Here is a 17,446-nt window from a genome sequence, read left to right as displayed (position 1 = left end):
TTTATTTTTGTGTGCCGGGTCAGAAAGAAGGCTTTATCTGAGCTAGCACATTTTTTTGTTAACCTGGATATCGTTTTTTGTGCGACTGGCATATAAGCCTCCTGCTTTTTGATGTCGATGTAAGCAAAGACTCAGGCCCCCGGCTACCGATGCATTTTGAATGGGCATAACCGTCTTCATTTGCCAAATGTTGTCCAACCGCAACCCAAAAATAAAACAGCAGATATTTTTCCGGATAGAAATAAAAGAAATATTGTTCCTCTCAGGAACAATATTTCTTTTGTTACTGCATAAATCTGTTTTTTAAAACTGCATTTTTATCCGGCAGTGGGAATATTCTCAAATCCATCGTCCTGTAAATCAATTTCCTGTCCCATAGCGCTGAGCCGCATCTTATGCGCAGTTTCTTTTCCTACATAACGCTCAATCCATTTTTCAACATAAATAATCACCGGTGTCATAATAATGGCTACCACAAACTTATAAATATAATTCATGACACCAATGGCCAGCACGAGTGACCAGGCCCAGTTATTACCAATTTTAAAGGCAATAATCAGCACAATATAACTGTCTACTAGCTGGGATACCAGTGTAGACCCGGTGGCTCTAAGCCAGATCATTTTATCGCCCGTTCTTTTTTTTATTTTTTGAAAAACATAGACATCTACCAGCTGTGAAAATAAAAAGGCCACCAAGGAGCCCAGTATAATCCACATACCTTGTCCGAAAATGCCATTAAAGGCATTTTGCATATTATCGATGCCTTTTTGTTTGCCGGAGCCCACCCAGAAATCCGCTGCCGGAATATGAATGGACAGGTAGAACATTAAAAACGCATAGGCTATTAAGATGATGGCAGTATAGCTGATTCTTCTAACGGCTTTGGGGCCAAAGAACTCATTGACAATATCGGTAATGACAAATTCCAGTGGCCATAGCAGCACCCCGCAGGTAAGCGTGAAAGACAGTCCGCTCTCCCCGAACAGTGTCAGGTTGGCCGGTGCAAATCCGAAGACTTTTTCCAATGAAAAAATTTTACCGCCAATGCATTCTGCTATAAGCGCATTGGCTACAAAAAAGGCGGTGAAGCCAATAAAGAGTTTGGAAGGACGATCTTTTAGAAAACGATTAATCATATACTAAAAATAATACGGTTTGGAAGATTAAACAGCAAAGACAAAACACCCAAATCCATTTTTCAACCGGTAGCGGTTCGTTTTTCTTTTTTAACAGCAGTAAGGAAAAAAGCAGGGCCAGATTAAAAACAGGGGCCAGCAGCCAGCCACCCAATAACCCAATTGGGCCTTGAGAGAGGTTATTGGCAACTATTTTAAAACGTAATAAAAGATCTATAAAATAGATAATATTAAAGATAAAGGCGATTTTAGATAACCAGGCGACTTTGCGCATTTGCTTATTTATTTATAGTTCAGCAAAGCTCAAAATTAAGCATTCTGTCTAAAAAATAAGCAGCAGCCATTATTAGTTTCCTAAACCGGCTGCTGCTTGTTTTTATTTCTGCCCAGGTTAACTGACCGAAAATTCTTCAAAAGGAAGGATTGGCGCTCAATTAATCCTGCTAAAACTATATTTATTTTAAATGGCGCCCCTGTTTGCTGGTAGCCGTAGCGCGGCGGTGTCAGTTGCATTCACCGCCTTATTAAACGTAATTAATGCCGCTGTGTCGGCAACCATTGCGTTAGACTGATGACAAGCTGGCAACTTTTGTTCCTCCCTAAAGTTAGCCGTATTGCCTGTTGTAAACAGGAGGCCTGGCATAAGGTGATGGATGCGTGTACTTTCATTATCCACATCAACTGGGCCGTCTTGCTGATTATTTGTTTTTTGATTCAGGAGCTGTTCTACACTTTGTTGCTTTTGAAGTAGATGCTGATGAATATCACCTGAATGTATTTTGGTAATAGTTGGTGCGATGACCAGTGAAACAATGCTCATCAGTTTAATCAGGATATTCATGGAAGGTCCAGAGGTATCTTTAAAAGGATCACCTACGGTATCACCCGTAACTGAGGCTTTATGGGGATCTGATTTCTTATAATGCATCTCTCCGTTAATCTCCACGCCTTTTTCAAAGGATTTCTTGGCATTGTCCCAGGCACCTCCGGCGTTGTTCTGGAACATACCCATAAGGACACCTGACACCGTGGCGCCGGCTAGAAAACCACCCAGCACCTCCGGTCCGAAGATAAAACCGATCACTAGCGGGCTAATCAGGGCGATACCGCCTGGCAACAGCATTTTCCTTAAAGACGCATTGGTAGAGATAGCGACGCATTTATCATATTCCGGTGTGCCTTTGCCTTCCATAATACCAGGTATTGTTCTAAACTGTCTGCGAACTTCTTCAACCATAGCCATCGCTGCCTCACCTACCGCTCTGATGGCAAATGAGGAGAAGATAAAGGGAATCATGGCGCCTATAAATAATCCAGCGAGCACATCGGCCCGGTAGATATCGATACCATCAATTTTGGCGATACCGACAAAGGCAGCAAATAAGGCTAGGGAAGTTAAGGCCGCAGATGCAATGGCAAACCCTTTGCCCGTAGCGGCGGTCGTATTGCCTACTGCATCCAGTATATCAGTTTTCTCACGGACTTCTCCAGGGAGCTCGCTCATCTCTGCGATCCCCCCGGCATTGTCAGCAATGGGGCCAAAGGCGTCAATCGCAAGCTGCATGGCCGTTGTGGCCATCATACCGGCTGAAGCGATGGCCACACCATAAAGGCCGGCACACAGAAAGGAACCATAAATCCCTGCTGCCAGCACTATGATCGGCAACATCGTACTTTCCATGCCCACGGCCAGACCACCAATAATATTAGTGGCGTGTCCTGTGGCTGACTGGCGAATGATGCTTTTTACGGGTCTTTTGCCCATGGCGGTAAAATACTCAGTGATCACACTCATCAGCGTTCCTACACCCAGGCCAACCAGTACGGCACCATAAACACCATTACTGGTAAAGCTGGTACCTCGAAGTACCATGGTAGTATCCCTTGGCAAAAGCCAGTTTACGATAAAATAAGTGGCAATAGCCGTTAAAATAATGGCGCCCCAGTTACCCTTATTCAGGGCCGCCTGGACCTTACTGGTACTCAGCCCGGCGTTCTCACTGATTTTGACAAAGAAGGTCCCGATAATGGAAAAAATAATACCGGTACCTGCAATCAGCATAGGCAGTAAAATGGGAGAGAAGCCGCTATAGCCATCTGCCAGTGCACTACCATTGGTGCCTAGCACTTCGTGGCCGAGCACCATAGTGGCCAGGATAGTGGCCACATAGCTACCGAAAAGATCTGCTCCCATACCGGCCACGTCTCCTACGTTGTCACCTACGTTGTCGGCAATGGTAGCCGGATTGCGGGGATCGTCTTCCGGGATGCCGGCTTCGACCTTACCTACCAAGTCAGCACCTACGTCCGCTGCTTTGGTATAAATACCGCCGCCCACGCGGGCGAATAAAGCGATGCTTTCTGCCCCCAGACTAAAACCGGTTAATACCTCTATGGCTCTGGCGACTTCCTGCGTGTCACTGAGGGCACCGGGAGCAAAGGTCATCAGCAGGATAATAAATAAGCCTCCCAGGCCCAGAACTGCCAGTCCTGTTACGCCCATTCCCATGACAGATCCTCCGGTAAATGAAACGGCCAGTGCTTTTCTAAGTGATGTTCTTGCTGCATTGGCAGTTCTCACATTGGCTTTGGTGGCAATCCGCATACCGATAAAGCCGGCCAGGGCACTTAAGAAGGCACCTGCCACAAAGGACAGGGCGATAGACCAGTGTGAACTACTATTACTATATCCCATAATTCCTAAAAGGATACCTGCAATTACAACAAAATATAACATAACCTTGTACTCGCTTTTGAGGAAAGCCATCGCTCCGTCAGCGATATAGTTAGAAATTTCTTTCATGCGATCCAACCCCGGATCCTGCGCCGCCACCCACTTGCTTTTTATGATCGTAAAAATAAGACCTATGAGGCCCAGGACAGGTACCACATAAAACAAATTGTTCATAGACGACATGTTTAATTGATTAAAAAATATATAGAAACAAATATAAGGATTAAAAGATTAAATTTAACATTGTGTTCAAAAACTAATTTTTGTTTATGCACCAGTGGGTAATTAATTGTTAATTACTTGATTTTGAATGGATATAAAAGGGCCGCGTGTTCCAAAAATAACAGCGTACTTGTTAAGTATTTGATAGGAGAAAAGAAAATGGCCTGGCAAGTGAGATCAGGAATTTTTAAGCAGCGGGATTTATTTAAAAGCAATCGTCAAAGAATTCGTCTTGGCAACTTATTAGAAGTTATCTGCTAAATTTTAGGGATATCCACACAATTCATGCAGATTACAGTGTTAATTAAAATCCGTAAAGCTCGCTGAGAAACTAGATCTTTCCCGGCCCTTGAGTACAACGCTCCAGTTACCTTTGTAGTAAAGCTGGATGGGGACCAGCTGACCGTTTCGCATATCTAAACGCACCTGCATCTTGACATCAAAATCATAAATACCCGCCTTATAGCTCAACGAGTAGGATCGGTACAGGACATTTAACGTCTCCGCATCAAAGATCGTACGCATATAGTCAATCACGATGCCATGGGCACCCGGTTTAGGCGTAATGGTAAATTCATAACCGTGATGATTGCCATAAGTAACGGTGTCCAGTCTGTAATTGTATTTTTTCAGAGCATCCTGATCATAAAGATCAAGTTTGTCCCCGATAAAGGGGATGCCCGGGATCTTTCTGCCCGGATTAAAAAACAACATCTTCAATTGTTCCTTTTTCTTATTAATGCCGGAGAGTCCACTGGTTTCAAAGTTCATATTGCCTTTGACAATATTGGTTTCTCCACAGACCTGCCCCTTGGCAAAAAATAATCCGGCAAACATGTCGCCAATGGTATAATTATAATCTCCCTTGCGGTCAAAAAAATCTCCGGTCGTCTCCTGGTGTAAGATTTTAGTGGTGCGGCAGTTGTTATGGCGCAATTGTTCGGCTTCGCTTTTATAGCTGGCCTTGACCTTACCTTTTTTGTTATAGATCTCAATATGATTGTTGGAGTGATAGCTGACTACGTGCAAGGTCTTAAAAGCTTTATAGAAGGTGGTGTCATTTTTAATTCTTCTAAGCAGCTGCCCGCTGTTAACAGAATTAATAATCACCACCGGCAGACTCAGATTCTGGTTTTCCAGAATCGTATCACCGGGCCGCAGCCCCTGATATAGATTAAAACCGGGCCTCAGGCTGTCAGCAGAGTTTATTACCTGGGACATTAAAGCATTAGAAGGGAGGATAAAGCAGACCAATAAACAGATAAAGGACAACGGGCCAGATAAAGCAAAGCGGGCTTTGGACTGGTTGTTAAGATATTGCGGTGTCGGTATGAGTCGCTTTTTGCGCATCGGAAATAATTAATTCAATTGCCTGACTTTTATATAAATGACTGCGCTTGAATGGGCAGTATCTAATAAGGACCGAGTTTCCCACATTTGGATAGACGTCCTTGCTGCTTACTGCTGCTCCGTCTTTGGTGTGGTATGACTACTTAATTCCTTCATGCAATTATACTGCCTAATCCCGATATCTGAACTTTATTGTGGATTTTATTGCAGGATTGTATTGAAAATTTACGCTCAGGGGGTATTGTTGCGGCTTTGTGAAACCTGAAAAAAAAGTGAGTAAAGACGGATTAAATTCATATTATAAATTTTTAATCTGTCTTTACTCACTTGCAAATTAACAATGCAGCCGTTTGTGCCGCCTGTTTTATTTTTTGGGGAAGAGCATTTTATAGCCAACCTGCACTTTACCTTTTGAAATGTCCGTCAGCTTACGCTGCAGCATTTTCTTTTTCAGCGGTTTCAGGTAATCAATAAATAACTTGCCTTCAATATGGTCATATTCATGCTGAATGATACGGGCCGTCATGCCGATAAATGTCTCCGTATGGGGTTTAAAGTCTTCGTCCAGGTATTCCAGGGTAACCGATTCAGGACGGATGACATCTTCATTGATTTTAGGGATGCTCAGACAGCCTTCATTGTAGGGCCATGGTTCTCCTTCCAGCTTGGTGATTTTGGCGTTGATAAAGACCCTTTTTATACCTGGGGCATCCGGATAGGGCTCATCTTCCGGCTCCTGGTTTTTGAAGATAACCTCACTGTCAACTAAAAATAAACGGATATCCCTGTTGATCTGCGGGGCAGCCAGGCCGACTCCATTACTGTTATACAGGGTCTCCCACATATCTTCGATCAGTTTTTTCAGATCTGGATAATTTTGGTCAATATTACTGGCCACTTTTCGTAAGATGGGTGCACCGTAGGCGATAATGGGTAATTGCATATATTATATTAATTGCTTATTTGTTTTGCGATTACAATTATTAAAATACTGATTTTTAAATTATTATAGCTTTTGTTTCTGAATTAATTTCGTAAATTATTAATTGTATTTTAAAGGGCAAAGTTAGGCTAATTTTTTTAAATCTGATGTCCCAGGTATTCCTGTAACATAATCGTAGCCGCTATTTGGTCCGTATTACCTTTTTTCTGCCGTTCTTTTTTCTTCATCCCCATGGCGACCATGGCCTGACTGGCCATCTTTGAGCTATAGCGCTCGTCTACGGTCTCTATGGGAAGATCCGGGAAGTTCTTTTTTAGCTTGGTGATGGCTCTTTTTACCATATTAGTAGCATCTGTATCTGATTCATCCCAGTTCAGAGGCATTCCGATGAGTATTTTCTCTACTGCCTCGGTCTGCATATAGCTTTTCAGGTAATTCATCAATTCCGGTGTGGGGATCGTCGTCAGTGCACTGGCAATAATCTGCATAGGATCCGTGACCGCGAGCCCGGTTCTTTTCCCACCATAATCTATACAAAGGATTCTTGCCATAAAATGTTTTCTAAATGGTACGCTGAATTTGCTTCTCTTTTACATTATAATAGTACGATATCTGCTATAACTAATATACCAAATACCACGCTTGCGATTCCGTTGGCAGTCATAAAGGCGATATTGACTTTGCTTAAATCATTGGGTTTTACCAGTAAGTGCTGATAAATCAGCATGCCGATAAATACGGCTATGCCTATCCAATAAAGCCAGGAAAAATGTCCGTAGAAACCGGCAAAGACCACAAAAGCGCAACTAAATAAGTGTAACAGCTCGGAAACTCTTAAGGCGCTTGCACCGCCAAGGGCTGTCGGAATAGAGTGCAGGCTTTGACTTTTATCAAAATCTATATCCTGCATCGCATAAATAATGTCAAATCCGCTGACCCAGGTAATAACTGCCAGAGAAAATAATATGGGTAATAAGTCAAAGAAACCGGTGAGCGCAAGATAGGCACCAATGGGGGCTAGCGAAAGGCCCAGACCAAGGACTAAATGACAAAGGGGCGTGAAGCGCTTGGTGTAACTATAAAATAAAATTACAAACAAGGCGACAGGAGACAGAGTCAGACATATGGGGTTGATTAGGGCAGTGGCTATCATAAAGATGATACAATTGATCATGGTAAACCTGAGTGCGCTGCCGGCCGAGATGATTCCTTTAGGGATTTCTCTAATAGCCGTTCTAGGGTTTTTTGCATCAAAGTGCCGGTCTAAATAACGGTTAAAGGCCATGGCGGCACTCCTGGCTGTCACCATGCAAAGCAGCACCAAAAGTAATTTTACCAGGATGTCTTTTCCACTCAGACTGCCATTCGTATATACTACGTCGGCACCCAGTGTAAATCCGATCATCGCAAAGGGGAGGGCAAAGATGGTATGGGCAAATTTTACCAGGGAAAAATAATGTTTGATGGTACTCATAGTGCTTGCTGAATTCTATCGTCCTTGGATTAAGCCAGTAAGGTGCTTAATCTAATTTCTTGTTTAATCAATTACATAACTTCTTTTTACTGGACAAGGTCAATATGAAAGGGATGTTCTCTGCTCAGTAATGTAAGATGTTATAGCCAGGCTTTGAAGGCGTTCAAAAAAACAGGAGGTTTAAGCTCTTGCGCCTTTCTATTTTATAACTATTGTCTGATGGCTTGAAGCAAGAAACAATAGTACAAAATACCTGAGTCTAGCAAAACTACTTTAAACCTCCTGTCAGGTAATCTATTTTCAGGCAACAGTTGACAAAAGATTTCGTCCTTATCAACTATTAAACTTTAATTTTAATTACCGCTTATAACTTATTTATTAAGATATACTTAAAAATTGTATTTTAACAATCTGATGCTTTTACATTGCGCCAGTCATCCGGAATCTCAGCTACTTTATACGCACCGGCATCCAATTTTTTCTTGGTTTCGCTGAATGCTATTAAAGTCTGTTGGATATCTTCATCCGTATGTGCTGCTGAAGGTATCAGTCTGTAGATGATATGACCCTTAGGGATGACAGGATAAACGACAATGGAAGCAAAGATGCTGTAGTTTTCTCTGAGGTCCATAACCATGGCCGTAGCCTCTTCCACACCACCTTTCATATATACCGGTGTGACAGGAGTATTTGTATTACCGATATCGAATCCTTTTTCTTTAAGACCATTTTGCAGTTTTAAGGCATTGCTCCATAGCTTTTCCTTAAGTTCCGGCATGGTCTGCAGCATATCCAGGCGCTTTAAGTTACCAATGACAAAAGGCATCGGCAGACTCTTTGCGAAAATCTGGGAGCGGATATTATAGCGGATATAGTCCATAATTTCTTTATCACCGGCAATAAATCCGCCAATGGAAGCCATGGATTTTGCAAAAGTTGAAAAATACAGGTCAATCTGGTCCTGGCAGTCCTGGGCTTCCCCAACGCCGGCGCCTTTTTCACCCAGCGTTCCGAAGCCATGTGCGTCATCCACCAATATTCTGAATTCGAATTTATCTTTGAGTGCAACGATTTCTTTGATTTTACCCTGGTCGCCGGCCATACCGAAGACTCCTTCGGAGATGACAAGGATACCTCCCTGACCTTGTTTGGCAATCAGTGCGGTGGCACGCTCCATTTGTTTTTCAAAATCAGCAATGTCATTATGTTTGAATACAAACTTATGACCTAGCTGCATGCGCATACCATCCATAATACAGGCGTGGCATTCAGCGTCATAAACGATAACATCATGACGGCCACAGACAGCGTCAATGACGCTCATAATACCCTGGTACCCGTAATTTAGTAAAATGGCGTCTTCTTTTTGCTCAAAGGAAGCCAGTCGTGCTTCCAGCTCTTCGTGCTTAGCGGTATTACCGCTCATCATTCTGGCACCCATGGGGTAGGCCAGTCCATATGCAGCGGAGGCCTCCGTATCCGCCTTGCGGATTTCAGGGTGATTGGCAAGTCCCAGGTAGTTATTCAGGCTCCAGACGATCACGTCCTTGCCCCGGAATTTCATGCGGCTTCCCAGTTCTCCTTCCAGTTTGGGGAAGGCAAAATAACCATGTGCTCTCTCACGGTGCTGACCAATCGGACCTCCAGCATCTTTAAGCAGTCTTGCAAAAATATCTGCCATAATATCTAAAAGTTTTTATTTTAAAGGACAATAATACTGATTTTTTTGTGTGGCAAAGGTACAGGTTATTCTAAATATTTAAAACGCTTTATCTAAGGACATTGCAAAATTTGACGCAAATCGCCCTTTTCCAGGATTCGATTGTAAGCTTCGAGAAAAGCCGGCGTCATCATTCAGTGTTGGTAACAGGTAGAAGATGACAGGTTAGGTGTTTTATTTTCAATATATTATAAGTTTGTACATTATGTAATACAAAATAACCAGGCTGGGGGGAGGGATTAAAAGGGGGAAAGAGGCGCAGGCCCGTTTAAGTTTTCCACCGGAGTGTATATCCTGTAATTTTTAAATTACCTGGTACTTCGATCATTAATAAGTGTAGGTAATCTATCATTGGCTTAAGGATACATTTTTCAGGGATTTTAAGAAATCGATGACCTGAATATAGTAGTGCATGTACTGAAAGTATTTACCAAAAAGGAGTCTTAAAATAGCTAAGCATATAAGTCTGCCAAAAAGGAGCACATCCTGCAAGGGCAATAAGTATTAAAGTAAAAAGTTAATTAATAATTATAACAAACTATAAACCAGCGACTATTGAACATTTAATTTAAATAAGTCGCTGGTTTATAGAAGAGAATATCGGGCGATATTTATCTACATACGTTCGGGCACGCTGATACCCAGAAGGGCCATGGCTCGTTTAATGCTAGTTCCTGTAAGGGCAGCGATATGTGCTCTGAGTACTTTTTTCTCTTCTGACTCTGCATTCAAAATGGAATGCCCGGCATATAACGCATTAAAAAGTTTAGCCAGGTTAAAGACATAAATAGCAATTTTAGACGGGTCGTGTTCGGTAGCAGCTTCCTGAATGAGTCCCGGGAATTGCTCCAAAGTCACCAACACTTCTTTTTCTGCCGGCAGCAAGTTTTTAGCGACTGCAGGTGTTGATGGGGCTGCTCCGGCCGCCTCCAGTTTTCTTAAGATACTTTGAATCCGGGCATGCGTATACTGCACAAATGGCCCGGTAAAACCATGGAAATCAATGCTTTCTTCCGGATTAAAGAGCATCTTCTTTTTAGGGTCAACGCGTAACAGAAAAAATTTAAGGGCACCCAGACCAATCATATTATAAAGTTCAGCCAGCTCTTTTTCACTGAAGTCGCTGACCTTGCCCAGCTCTTCGGTTTTTTGACGGGCGATATCAATCATGGACGCAATGAGATCATCCGCGTCTACTACGGTCCCTTCTCTGCTTTTCATTTTGCCGGAGGGCAATTCCACCATGCCGTAGCTTAGATGATAGATGCCGTCAGCTGAAGGCAATCCTAATTTCTGGCAAATGAGTTTTAAAACTTTAAAATGATAATTCTGTTCATCGCCTACTACGTAGATGCTTTCCTGAATATCATATTCTTTTTGTTTTTCTTCTGCCAGCCCGATATCTTGGGTAATATAAACGGAAGTGCCGTCGCGGCGACGAACGAGTTTTTCATCCAATCCGTCCCGGGTCAGATCAATCCAGACACTGCCATCTTCTTTCTGATAGAAGACCTGTTTTTTAAGTCCTTCTACGACCAGGTCTTTACCTAATAAATAAGTATTGCTCTCATAATAAACTTTATCGAAATGAGTACCTATCATTTTGTAGGTAGCATCAAAACCTTTGTACACCCAGCTGTTCATTTTATTCCAGAGTTCGATGACTTCTGGCTTGCCGGCTTCCCAGTCCAGCAGCATTTGCTGCGTGGCTTCCATAATGGGAGCCTGCTTTTCTGCCAGTTCCGCTTCCATGCCGCTGTCAACAAGGGCTTGTACCTGAGTTTTGTACTCGTCATTGAACTTCACGTAATACTGGCCTACAAAATGATCACCCTTGGTGCCGGTAGATTCAGGCGTTGCTCCATTTGCAAACATCTGCCAGGCAATCATGGATTTACAGATATGAATCCCCCTGTCGTTGACCACACAGGAGCTAAAGGTATGATGACCGGCCGCTTTTAAAATCTCCGTAATACTGAACCCCAGGAAGTTATTTCTTAAATGTCCCAGATGCAGGGGCTTATTGGTGTTGGGAGAGGAGTACTCAACCATGACTCTTTTACCAGTAGCAGGCAACTGACCGAAGGCCTTGCTATGCTGATTTTCTAATAGAAAATTCAGCCAGTAGCTATCCGCCACGCTCAGGTTTAAAAATCCCTTGATAACATTATAGGCGGTAAACAGATCCGGCCAGTTTTTAATCATTTGTTCACCAATCTCCTGACCCAGCACTTCGGGGGATTTTCTTAGCTGTTTTACAAAGGAAAACAGTACGACGGTATAATCTCCCTCAAACTCGGGTTTGGTCTGATTGATCAGTACCTGTTCCGGGCTCAGGTGTACCCCGTAGAGCGATTCAATGGTGGCGGCTGCGGCCGTTTTTAACTGTATAATGATATTCATGTGCTTGTATTGGCTAAATATTTATTAAGTATCTGGGAATCAGCACTCACTTTTATTTGCCTATAGGAGGCACCTTTAGCGGAGTCATGCAATTCCTGCGGCAAAAATAAATTGTTTAGTAAGGAATAACAAATAGAGTTTTAAAGGTATTTATCGCCTCTTAAAACTGGCATAATTTAGGAGATAAGCTGTTTTCAGTGAGCTGGAATCAGGGGCATTTATTAGTCGGTTCACACCCGCTGGCTCTTTTACAAAAACCTTTTTAAGGGAAGGCATCTTTAAATGATTGGAAAGCTCTAATTGTCGGGGGGTAAATTAGGATGCTTTTATATGTAAAACTGATATACATTTGCCACTGCTTAATTATAATGATTAGGTGTGTAGCTGACAAGAAGTTTATTGTTGATTTTTAATATTTATTAAGGTTTATTAATATATATATGCTGAAGCTCCATTATAAATTAAAAAATGCTATTTTAAGTGCAATAGATTATTTCTACCCGTACTTTGAGCGTTTTTTACCTGCACATACATTCAGATATGCTGTTTGTGGTGGCGGCAATCAGGCTTTTAATATATTATTATTCACCTTTTGCTATCATTTTGTCTATCAAAAGGATTTAGCCTATTTGCCCTTCGGGTTGGTTTTAACCCCTTATGTGGCTTCCTTTATTACCGCTTTTTGCATCACCTTTCCCATTGGCTTTTACCTGAACCTGTTTGTGGTATTCCCCGGATCGCATTTACGAAGACGGGTACAACTGTTTCGGTATTTTACAATTCTTATCCTAAATATCTTTTTAAACTATAGTATTCTTAAGTTATTCGTGGAGGTATTTCATTGGTATCCAACACCTTCCTATATATTAATGACGGTAATTGTCGTGTCATTCACCTATTTTTCTCAGCGGTATTTTTCATTCAGGCAGAAATCCGCAAAGAGGGTAGTGGAGGAACAAACAGATAAACCGACCAAATAAAATCAGGGGACAGCCAAAAGTATAATGATGAGCCTCGCTTGTATTTCCCTGAATGCAGGGCTATTCAATGGTAAACTGTCCTTAAATGAAGCACTTATTAGGCACAAAGTTTCTTATTTAAAAATCAGCCTATAGAGTAAAAGCAGCATGGCCAGCAGGAACATAACAATTGAAATCCGGTTCATGCCATGCATCATTCTAAGGTAGGTACTGGGCTTTGGCTTATTTTTATCCTTATCTTTTTTTATATAGAGATATTCTGCTATTTGTTTTAAAATACCCATGATGTATTGTTCTTTATGCTGAGCGCAATGATTAAAAGCCATGCAAAGGTACTGCGTTCTAGGCAAACCTAGGTGGAGGATTTGCTAAATCAGCTTTACCAGAGCCAATATAATGCTTGTTGTTGTCAGGCTTTTGCCTTAGGGACGCGTTTTGACCTAGTAGCCGCTCTGGCGGGAGAAGAAGTTTTGCCGGCAGCAGTATCCTGCTTTGAAGACTTTGCGTTTTCTTTTAATCGCTGCATTTTAAACTTTACGATCCTTGTAATTAAAGGCAGGGGAAGCGGCTTCGCAAAGGGAAACTTAACGGACCCTTTTCCCTGTTTGTAATCTGAAAGTTCCATCTGAAATTCCTGTTGGGCTTCCGGAGTGGCAAAAATGCCAATATGTTTTTTAAATCCTCCAAAATATAGTACCGGTTCTCCATTATAATGATAGGCAGGTACGCCATAACTTATACTTTCAGTAGCGCCGGGGGCCGCTTTTCTGACAGTACTGCGTACATCATCGAGCAGCATCTGAATATCCGGCGGGAAACTGGCTATATAGGCCGCTACATTTGAAAAACGCTTTTCCGTTTGCATAAGTCTGTATTTTAAGGGTTAAAGATTTAAATAAAATTCCTGCTTGCTGCAACTGAAAATAAAAACTTCCATTCTGCTACGGTTGCGGGCTATCCGGTGTGTCCTGATTATGCTCAGGACTTATCAAGCACTTATGCTGCTTTTGCTTATCTAAGTTACAACTTTTCATCGGCTCTGATCGAGCGGAAAATAGACATTTACAATAATTTAATGGCGTAGCCGCAGATCGTACATCCAGATGATCGGGGTTTGCCATTGATTGGGTGACAGTTGGAACGGTTAGGGTGGCCTTAAACATCATTTTGCAATAAGATGACTAACCAACTGCGTATCCGGTAAATACCAAATTGAATAAAGAGAGGATGATTATTTGAGTATCGTTCAGATTTCCCGGAGTTTTACGTTACAATAAGTGTAAATGACAATAGTACTATACAATATTATACCAATCACCGCTCCCATCAGCATGCCTTTAGGTAATGAATTATATTTTCTGGCCATGTAATAGCCCGGTAATGCGGTTGCGAGGAAGCTGGCCGGAAAAGCCGCACTGCTCATTTTTTCAGGCTGTAACCGGGCACCGCAGTGCCGGCAGGTGACAACAGTATTATTGGATAGCAAGAAGCACTTTTTAACGGGTATGGCTTGTTGGCAGCGGGGGCAATGCATGTTTTCAGGATTTTTTTATGTTGTTAGCCTCATTGCAGTTAGTCGTCTATTGTAAAGCCTGTTAATTGTTTGATTTTGCTTTTTATGCTACCTGTGCCGTAACCGGTCCAGGCAGACTGGATGGTGCCTTCCGGTGTAATCAGCACATAATGCGGGATGCCTTGAACGCCGTACTTCGCATAAATTCCACGGTCTTCTTTGCCGTCGCTGAAGTTATTGCCCGTCATTTTAAAGTAATCAGTTGCTTTTTTCCAGACACTTTTAGTGTCGCTGGAAAGACTGACCACCGTCAGTTTGTCTTTAAGTTTCTGCTCAATCTCTTTGAGTTCGGGAACGGATGCATGACAAGGACCGCATCCAAAGCTCCAGAAGTCAATTAAAATATATTTACCTTTAAAATCTGCGAGATGATGGGGGCGGCCTGCTATATCCGTCAGATCCGTGTCGTACATGGGGTCGCCTTCCTTTACGGTCTGCGGCGGGAATAAAGCAAGTGCAATTTTTTCTCCGTAAATGCTGTTTTTAAGCGCCGGGGTGAGATTGTTGAATATCTTTGTGACAGGAGCTGTGAACGAGTCAGCATGGTTCCATTTAATCTGGTTTGCCACGCTGTTTAATACCTCCAGTTTTGTAGGGGTCATTGTCGCCTTTTCAAGTAAGGCCAGATTGTTCTTCTGAATTTTATATTCAATGGAGTCAGATTCTTTATCCAAAGAAGCAACTGCTGATTTTGCGGCGTTCTTTTTTTCTGGTTCAGCTTGATCATCCATAAGTGTTTCAATTAATCCTTTTCTTTGTATCGTCAATTGCTGGAACTGATCCCAGTCTGCTTTGTTTGCCTGTATAAAATAAGACCACTCTTGTTGTTCCTGTAGATCACTTTTGACCTGCCAGGTATAGACCAGATTGTTATTTCCTTGGATTTGTATAGGATGGCCGGCTTTAGCCCATATCTTCAACGACATTGAAGGGAAGTCGTCATCAAAAGACATGACAGAATAGTACTCGATCAAGGTATCCTCCGGGGTATATTCTAACCGGAAATGTCCTTGCTTTATGCTGTCTATGGTTACCTGGCGGCCTACAGATCCTTCTTCTTTCATAAGCGATATGTGAGCGCCCTCTCTTACCCCTGTAAGGGAACCGTCAATAATAATCTTTTGCTGAGATAGGGCCCGGTTTGCTGTTATAAGAAACAGCATGCTTAAAATAGCGATAAGGTAGTTTCTCATGATCTAGGCTGGTTTTTATTGATTTTGGATAGTGAAGATACGGGTTTTTGAGGGATTTATTATCAGAAGTGCGAGCATTACCCCGGAATTTGTGGTTGTGTACTTCGGGTTAAATATCCATATAAAAAAAGCATTAAGCTGTTATACTTAATGCTTGAATGAAAGTGTTTCCAACGGGCAGCCTTCAGTCGCTTTATTTTGAACCATGGCAATTGACCGCAAGGAAAACAGGAAGACTGTTGTCAGTATTTTAATGCAATAGCCCTTTTGGTTGTTTGATTTGAACCAAGCCCTGTACCAAACCGGGAATCTTTATCTGCGGTAATAAATACAAACTCACATCCCAGCTTTGCCGCTTTTTTCTTTAGATCTAAAGTCGCTTTCGTGTCTGTTCCGTTTGCAGATCTCATATTGAAAAAGGCCGATTTCCCTTTGATGTCATCTACTTTGGTAAGACCGGTAATTTGGCTTTTGTCTTCAAGAATTACAACGTTGCGCCAGCCCTCTTCTCCGGAAATATCAACTTTGTCGCTAACTTTTTCTTTTCTGCCGCTGGAGCCATAAGTGATATCTTCTACCGCATACTTGCTTAGGGTTTGTTCCGCCGTTTCGTTCTGGAATGTGTATTCAATTACATATTCAGAGACCTTAATGACTTTGCCGTCAATTGTAGTCCCGTTGTGTAAAATAATTTTGTCTTGTGAAAAGCCATAAGATGTGATTACTGCCCCAATAAGTAGCATAAAGATTCTTTTCATTTTTAGTTTTAATTTTTTGTTAGTAGAATGAATATAGTTTTAGTTCTTGATGTGATGAATATTTGCAGCTACTAATGTAGTTGTTTAATTGTTAAATTCCGCCTAACGCACATTAAGGAGGAAATGTTTTAGAAAAAAAAGCACGGTTATAATAATGTTATTGACACGAAAATACAAATATATTGGAAATTTGAAAATGAATATTTTATAAGTTATCAGGTAGGTGAGAATTTATTATACCTGCGCCCTTAATTTTTCAGGTATCTTTTTTAAGTCCCGTAAAAAAGATGAAATACCGGCTGATCGAATGCTAAAATAGAATAGACAGGTTAGAAGTAAAGCATTAGAATGGCTTGAACTTGTAGGGTTAAAAGTTGGAAAGTGACTGAAAATCAATATGATCGGGTGGAAAGTGGAGAGTACCGGATTCGAACCGGTGACCTCTTGCCTGCCAGGCAAGCGCTCTAGCCAACTGAGCTAACCCCCCTTTGAATATATAATGGCTTCCCATTAATGAGTCGCAAATGTAGCGCTGAATTTTTAAATAACAAAAATTAGCGTGAATATTTTTTTAAGAGTTTTAGGGTACCTGATAGGCAGAGAGCTTGTACCAAACAAAACGACGACTAAAGTGAGTGTCGATATTTCAATTTTACCGTTCCTTTTTATACAATCCCTTTAGAGGTGTACTTGCGGCCAGCTCGTGTGGAGTAGCGTTGTTGCGCCCTTTTACTCCCTGCTTTAACCGTTTTATGTATATTTAAGAAAATAACAAAGCCGTCATTTTTTATCCATAAATTATTTACGGGCTAAACTGTCCAGCTTTTTCCAGATTGGACTATTCCAGAATCCAATGTCATTTAAATTGTATTCATGATTATCCACCTTATTTTTCTTATTGAACTGTTCGAAGCGGTCTTGTCTGAGACGGGTTGAGAGTTGACCAAGATCATGAGC

At 41.8% G+C, this 17,446-nt stretch carries 15 protein-coding genes and 1 tRNA gene; 1 reads left to right on the top strand and 15 read right to left on the bottom strand.

What is annotated here, in order from left to right:
• Positions 1-317: 317 nt before the first annotated feature.
• The 9 genes from BLU80_RS10405 to argS all read right to left on the bottom strand — a co-directional run bounded on the left by BLU80_RS10405 (position 318) and on the right by argS (position 11,985).
• On the bottom strand, positions 318-1,139 hold the full coding sequence (locus BLU80_RS10405; RefSeq protein WP_091397694.1) for a queuosine precursor transporter: 822 nt from the start codon (positions 1,137-1,139) through the stop codon (positions 318-320).
• Entirely contained in the window at positions 1,132-1,413 is a 282-nt protein-coding gene (locus tag BLU80_RS10400; RefSeq protein WP_091397689.1) for a hypothetical protein, read from the bottom strand. Before BLU80_RS10400 ends, BLU80_RS10405 begins: the two co-directional genes overlap by 8 nt.
• A gap of 186 nt (positions 1,414-1,599) precedes the next feature.
• Positions 1,600-4,047 carry a sodium-translocating pyrophosphatase gene (locus BLU80_RS10395; protein ID WP_170831205.1) on the bottom strand — a complete coding sequence of 816 codons (2,448 nt, stop codon included), beginning with the start codon at positions 4,045-4,047 and terminating at the stop codon, positions 1,600-1,602.
• A 348-nt stretch (positions 4,048-4,395) separates the two neighbouring features.
• The gene (locus BLU80_RS10390; protein WP_091397686.1) at positions 4,396-5,445 is read right to left on the bottom strand and encodes a hypothetical protein; all 1,050 of its coding nucleotides are present in this window, start codon (positions 5,443-5,445) and stop codon (positions 4,396-4,398) included.
• A 364-nt stretch (positions 5,446-5,809) separates the two neighbouring features.
• Positions 5,810-6,388, bottom strand: coding sequence for a peptide deformylase (gene def, locus BLU80_RS10385; RefSeq protein ID WP_091397683.1), 579 nt, complete (start codon positions 6,386-6,388; stop codon positions 5,810-5,812).
• A gap of 137 nt (positions 6,389-6,525) precedes the next feature.
• Positions 6,526-6,939 carry a Holliday junction resolvase RuvX gene (ruvX, locus tag BLU80_RS10380; RefSeq protein WP_091397679.1) on the bottom strand — a complete coding sequence of 138 codons (414 nt, stop codon included), beginning with the start codon at positions 6,937-6,939 and terminating at the stop codon, positions 6,526-6,528.
• Between the two features lie 44 nt (positions 6,940-6,983).
• Positions 6,984-7,862, bottom strand: a complete 879-nt coding sequence (locus BLU80_RS10375; RefSeq protein WP_170831204.1) for a UbiA-like polyprenyltransferase — start codon at positions 7,860-7,862, stop codon at positions 6,984-6,986.
• A 403-nt stretch (positions 7,863-8,265) separates the two neighbouring features.
• The gene (locus tag BLU80_RS10370; protein ID WP_091397675.1) at positions 8,266-9,543 is read right to left on the bottom strand and encodes an aminotransferase class I/II-fold pyridoxal phosphate-dependent enzyme; all 1,278 of its coding nucleotides are present in this window, start codon (positions 9,541-9,543) and stop codon (positions 8,266-8,268) included.
• A 654-nt stretch (positions 9,544-10,197) separates the two neighbouring features.
• Positions 10,198-11,985, bottom strand: coding sequence for an arginine--tRNA ligase (gene argS / locus BLU80_RS10365; protein ID WP_091397671.1), 1,788 nt, complete (start codon positions 11,983-11,985; stop codon positions 10,198-10,200).
• Between the two features lie 440 nt (positions 11,986-12,425).
• Between argS and BLU80_RS10360 the strand changes: the two genes are divergently transcribed.
• Positions 12,426-12,965, top strand: a complete 540-nt coding sequence (locus tag BLU80_RS10360) for a GtrA family protein (protein WP_091397667.1) — start codon at positions 12,426-12,428, stop codon at positions 12,963-12,965.
• 113 nt (positions 12,966-13,078) lie between these two features.
• Here the strand turns inward: BLU80_RS10360 and BLU80_RS19550 are convergent, their stop codons facing one another.
• From BLU80_RS19550 to BLU80_RS10335, 6 genes are all read right to left on the bottom strand, one after another.
• Positions 13,079-13,249 carry a DUF6728 family protein gene (locus BLU80_RS19550; protein ID WP_170831203.1) on the bottom strand — a complete coding sequence of 57 codons (171 nt, stop codon included), beginning with the start codon at positions 13,247-13,249 and terminating at the stop codon, positions 13,079-13,081.
• Between the two features lie 125 nt (positions 13,250-13,374).
• Positions 13,375-13,830: an iron chaperone gene (locus tag BLU80_RS10355; RefSeq protein ID WP_091397664.1), complete on the bottom strand. Its 456-nt coding sequence runs from the start codon at positions 13,828-13,830 to the stop codon at positions 13,375-13,377.
• 381 nt (positions 13,831-14,211) lie between these two features.
• The gene (locus BLU80_RS10350; RefSeq protein ID WP_091397661.1) at positions 14,212-14,451 is read right to left on the bottom strand and encodes a hypothetical protein; all 240 of its coding nucleotides are present in this window, start codon (positions 14,449-14,451) and stop codon (positions 14,212-14,214) included.
• An 86-nt stretch (positions 14,452-14,537) separates the two neighbouring features.
• Positions 14,538-15,731 (bottom strand): TlpA family protein disulfide reductase, encoded by a 1,194-nt coding sequence (locus BLU80_RS10345; RefSeq protein WP_091397658.1) that lies wholly within the window; start codon positions 15,729-15,731, stop codon positions 14,538-14,540.
• Positions 15,732-15,973: 242 nt separating this feature from the next.
• Positions 15,974-16,489, bottom strand: a complete 516-nt coding sequence (locus tag BLU80_RS10340; RefSeq protein ID WP_091397655.1) for a hypothetical protein — start codon at positions 16,487-16,489, stop codon at positions 15,974-15,976.
• Between the two features lie 413 nt (positions 16,490-16,902).
• Positions 16,903-16,976: transfer RNA gene (locus tag BLU80_RS10335), tRNA-Ala, on the bottom strand.
• Positions 16,977-17,446: the final 470 nt, after the last annotated feature.

Source organism: Arachidicoccus rhizosphaerae (assembly GCF_900107765.1).
GTDB lineage: Bacteria > Bacteroidota > Bacteroidia > Chitinophagales > Chitinophagaceae > Arachidicoccus > Arachidicoccus rhizosphaerae.
Note: the sequence above shows the minus strand (reverse complement) of the source record. Positions and strands in the feature narration are given on the sequence as shown.

Bases quoted from the DNA above. Each gene is read 5' to 3' on its own strand.
- argS (WP_091397671.1), bottom strand. From the start codon at position 11,985: ATGAATATCATTATACAGTTAAAAACGGCCGCAGCCGCCACCATTGAA.
- BLU80_RS10360 (WP_091397667.1), top strand. From the start codon at position 12,426: ATGCTGAAGCTCCATTATAAATTAAAAAATGCTATTTTAAGTGCAATA.
- BLU80_RS10355 (WP_091397664.1), bottom strand. From the start codon at position 13,830: ATGCAAACGGAAAAGCGTTTTTCAAATGTAGCGGCCTATATAGCCAGT.
- BLU80_RS10370 (WP_091397675.1), bottom strand. From the start codon at position 9,543: ATGGCAGATATTTTTGCAAGACTGCTTAAAGATGCTGGAGGTCCGATT.
- def (WP_091397683.1), bottom strand. From the start codon at position 6,388: ATGCAATTACCCATTATCGCCTACGGTGCACCCATCTTACGAAAAGTG.
- BLU80_RS10390 (WP_091397686.1), bottom strand. From the start codon at position 5,445: ATGCGCAAAAAGCGACTCATACCGACACCGCAATATCTTAACAACCAG.
- BLU80_RS10405 (WP_091397694.1), bottom strand. From the start codon at position 1,139: ATGATTAATCGTTTTCTAAAAGATCGTCCTTCCAAACTCTTTATTGGC.
- BLU80_RS10400 (WP_091397689.1), bottom strand. From the start codon at position 1,413: ATGCGCAAAGTCGCCTGGTTATCTAAAATCGCCTTTATCTTTAATATT.
- ruvX (WP_091397679.1), bottom strand. From the start codon at position 6,939: ATGGCAAGAATCCTTTGTATAGATTATGGTGGGAAAAGAACCGGGCTC.
- BLU80_RS10345 (WP_091397658.1), bottom strand. From the start codon at position 15,731: ATGAGAAACTACCTTATCGCTATTTTAAGCATGCTGTTTCTTATAACA.
- BLU80_RS19550 (WP_170831203.1), bottom strand. From the start codon at position 13,249: ATGGGTATTTTAAAACAAATAGCAGAATATCTCTATATAAAAAAAGAT.
- BLU80_RS10395 (WP_170831205.1), bottom strand. From the start codon at position 4,047: ATGAACAATTTGTTTTATGTGGTACCTGTCCTGGGCCTCATAGGTCTT.
- BLU80_RS10375 (WP_170831204.1), bottom strand. From the start codon at position 7,862: ATGAGTACCATCAAACATTATTTTTCCCTGGTAAAATTTGCCCATACC.
- BLU80_RS10340 (WP_091397655.1), bottom strand. From the start codon at position 16,489: ATGAAAAGAATCTTTATGCTACTTATTGGGGCAGTAATCACATCTTAT.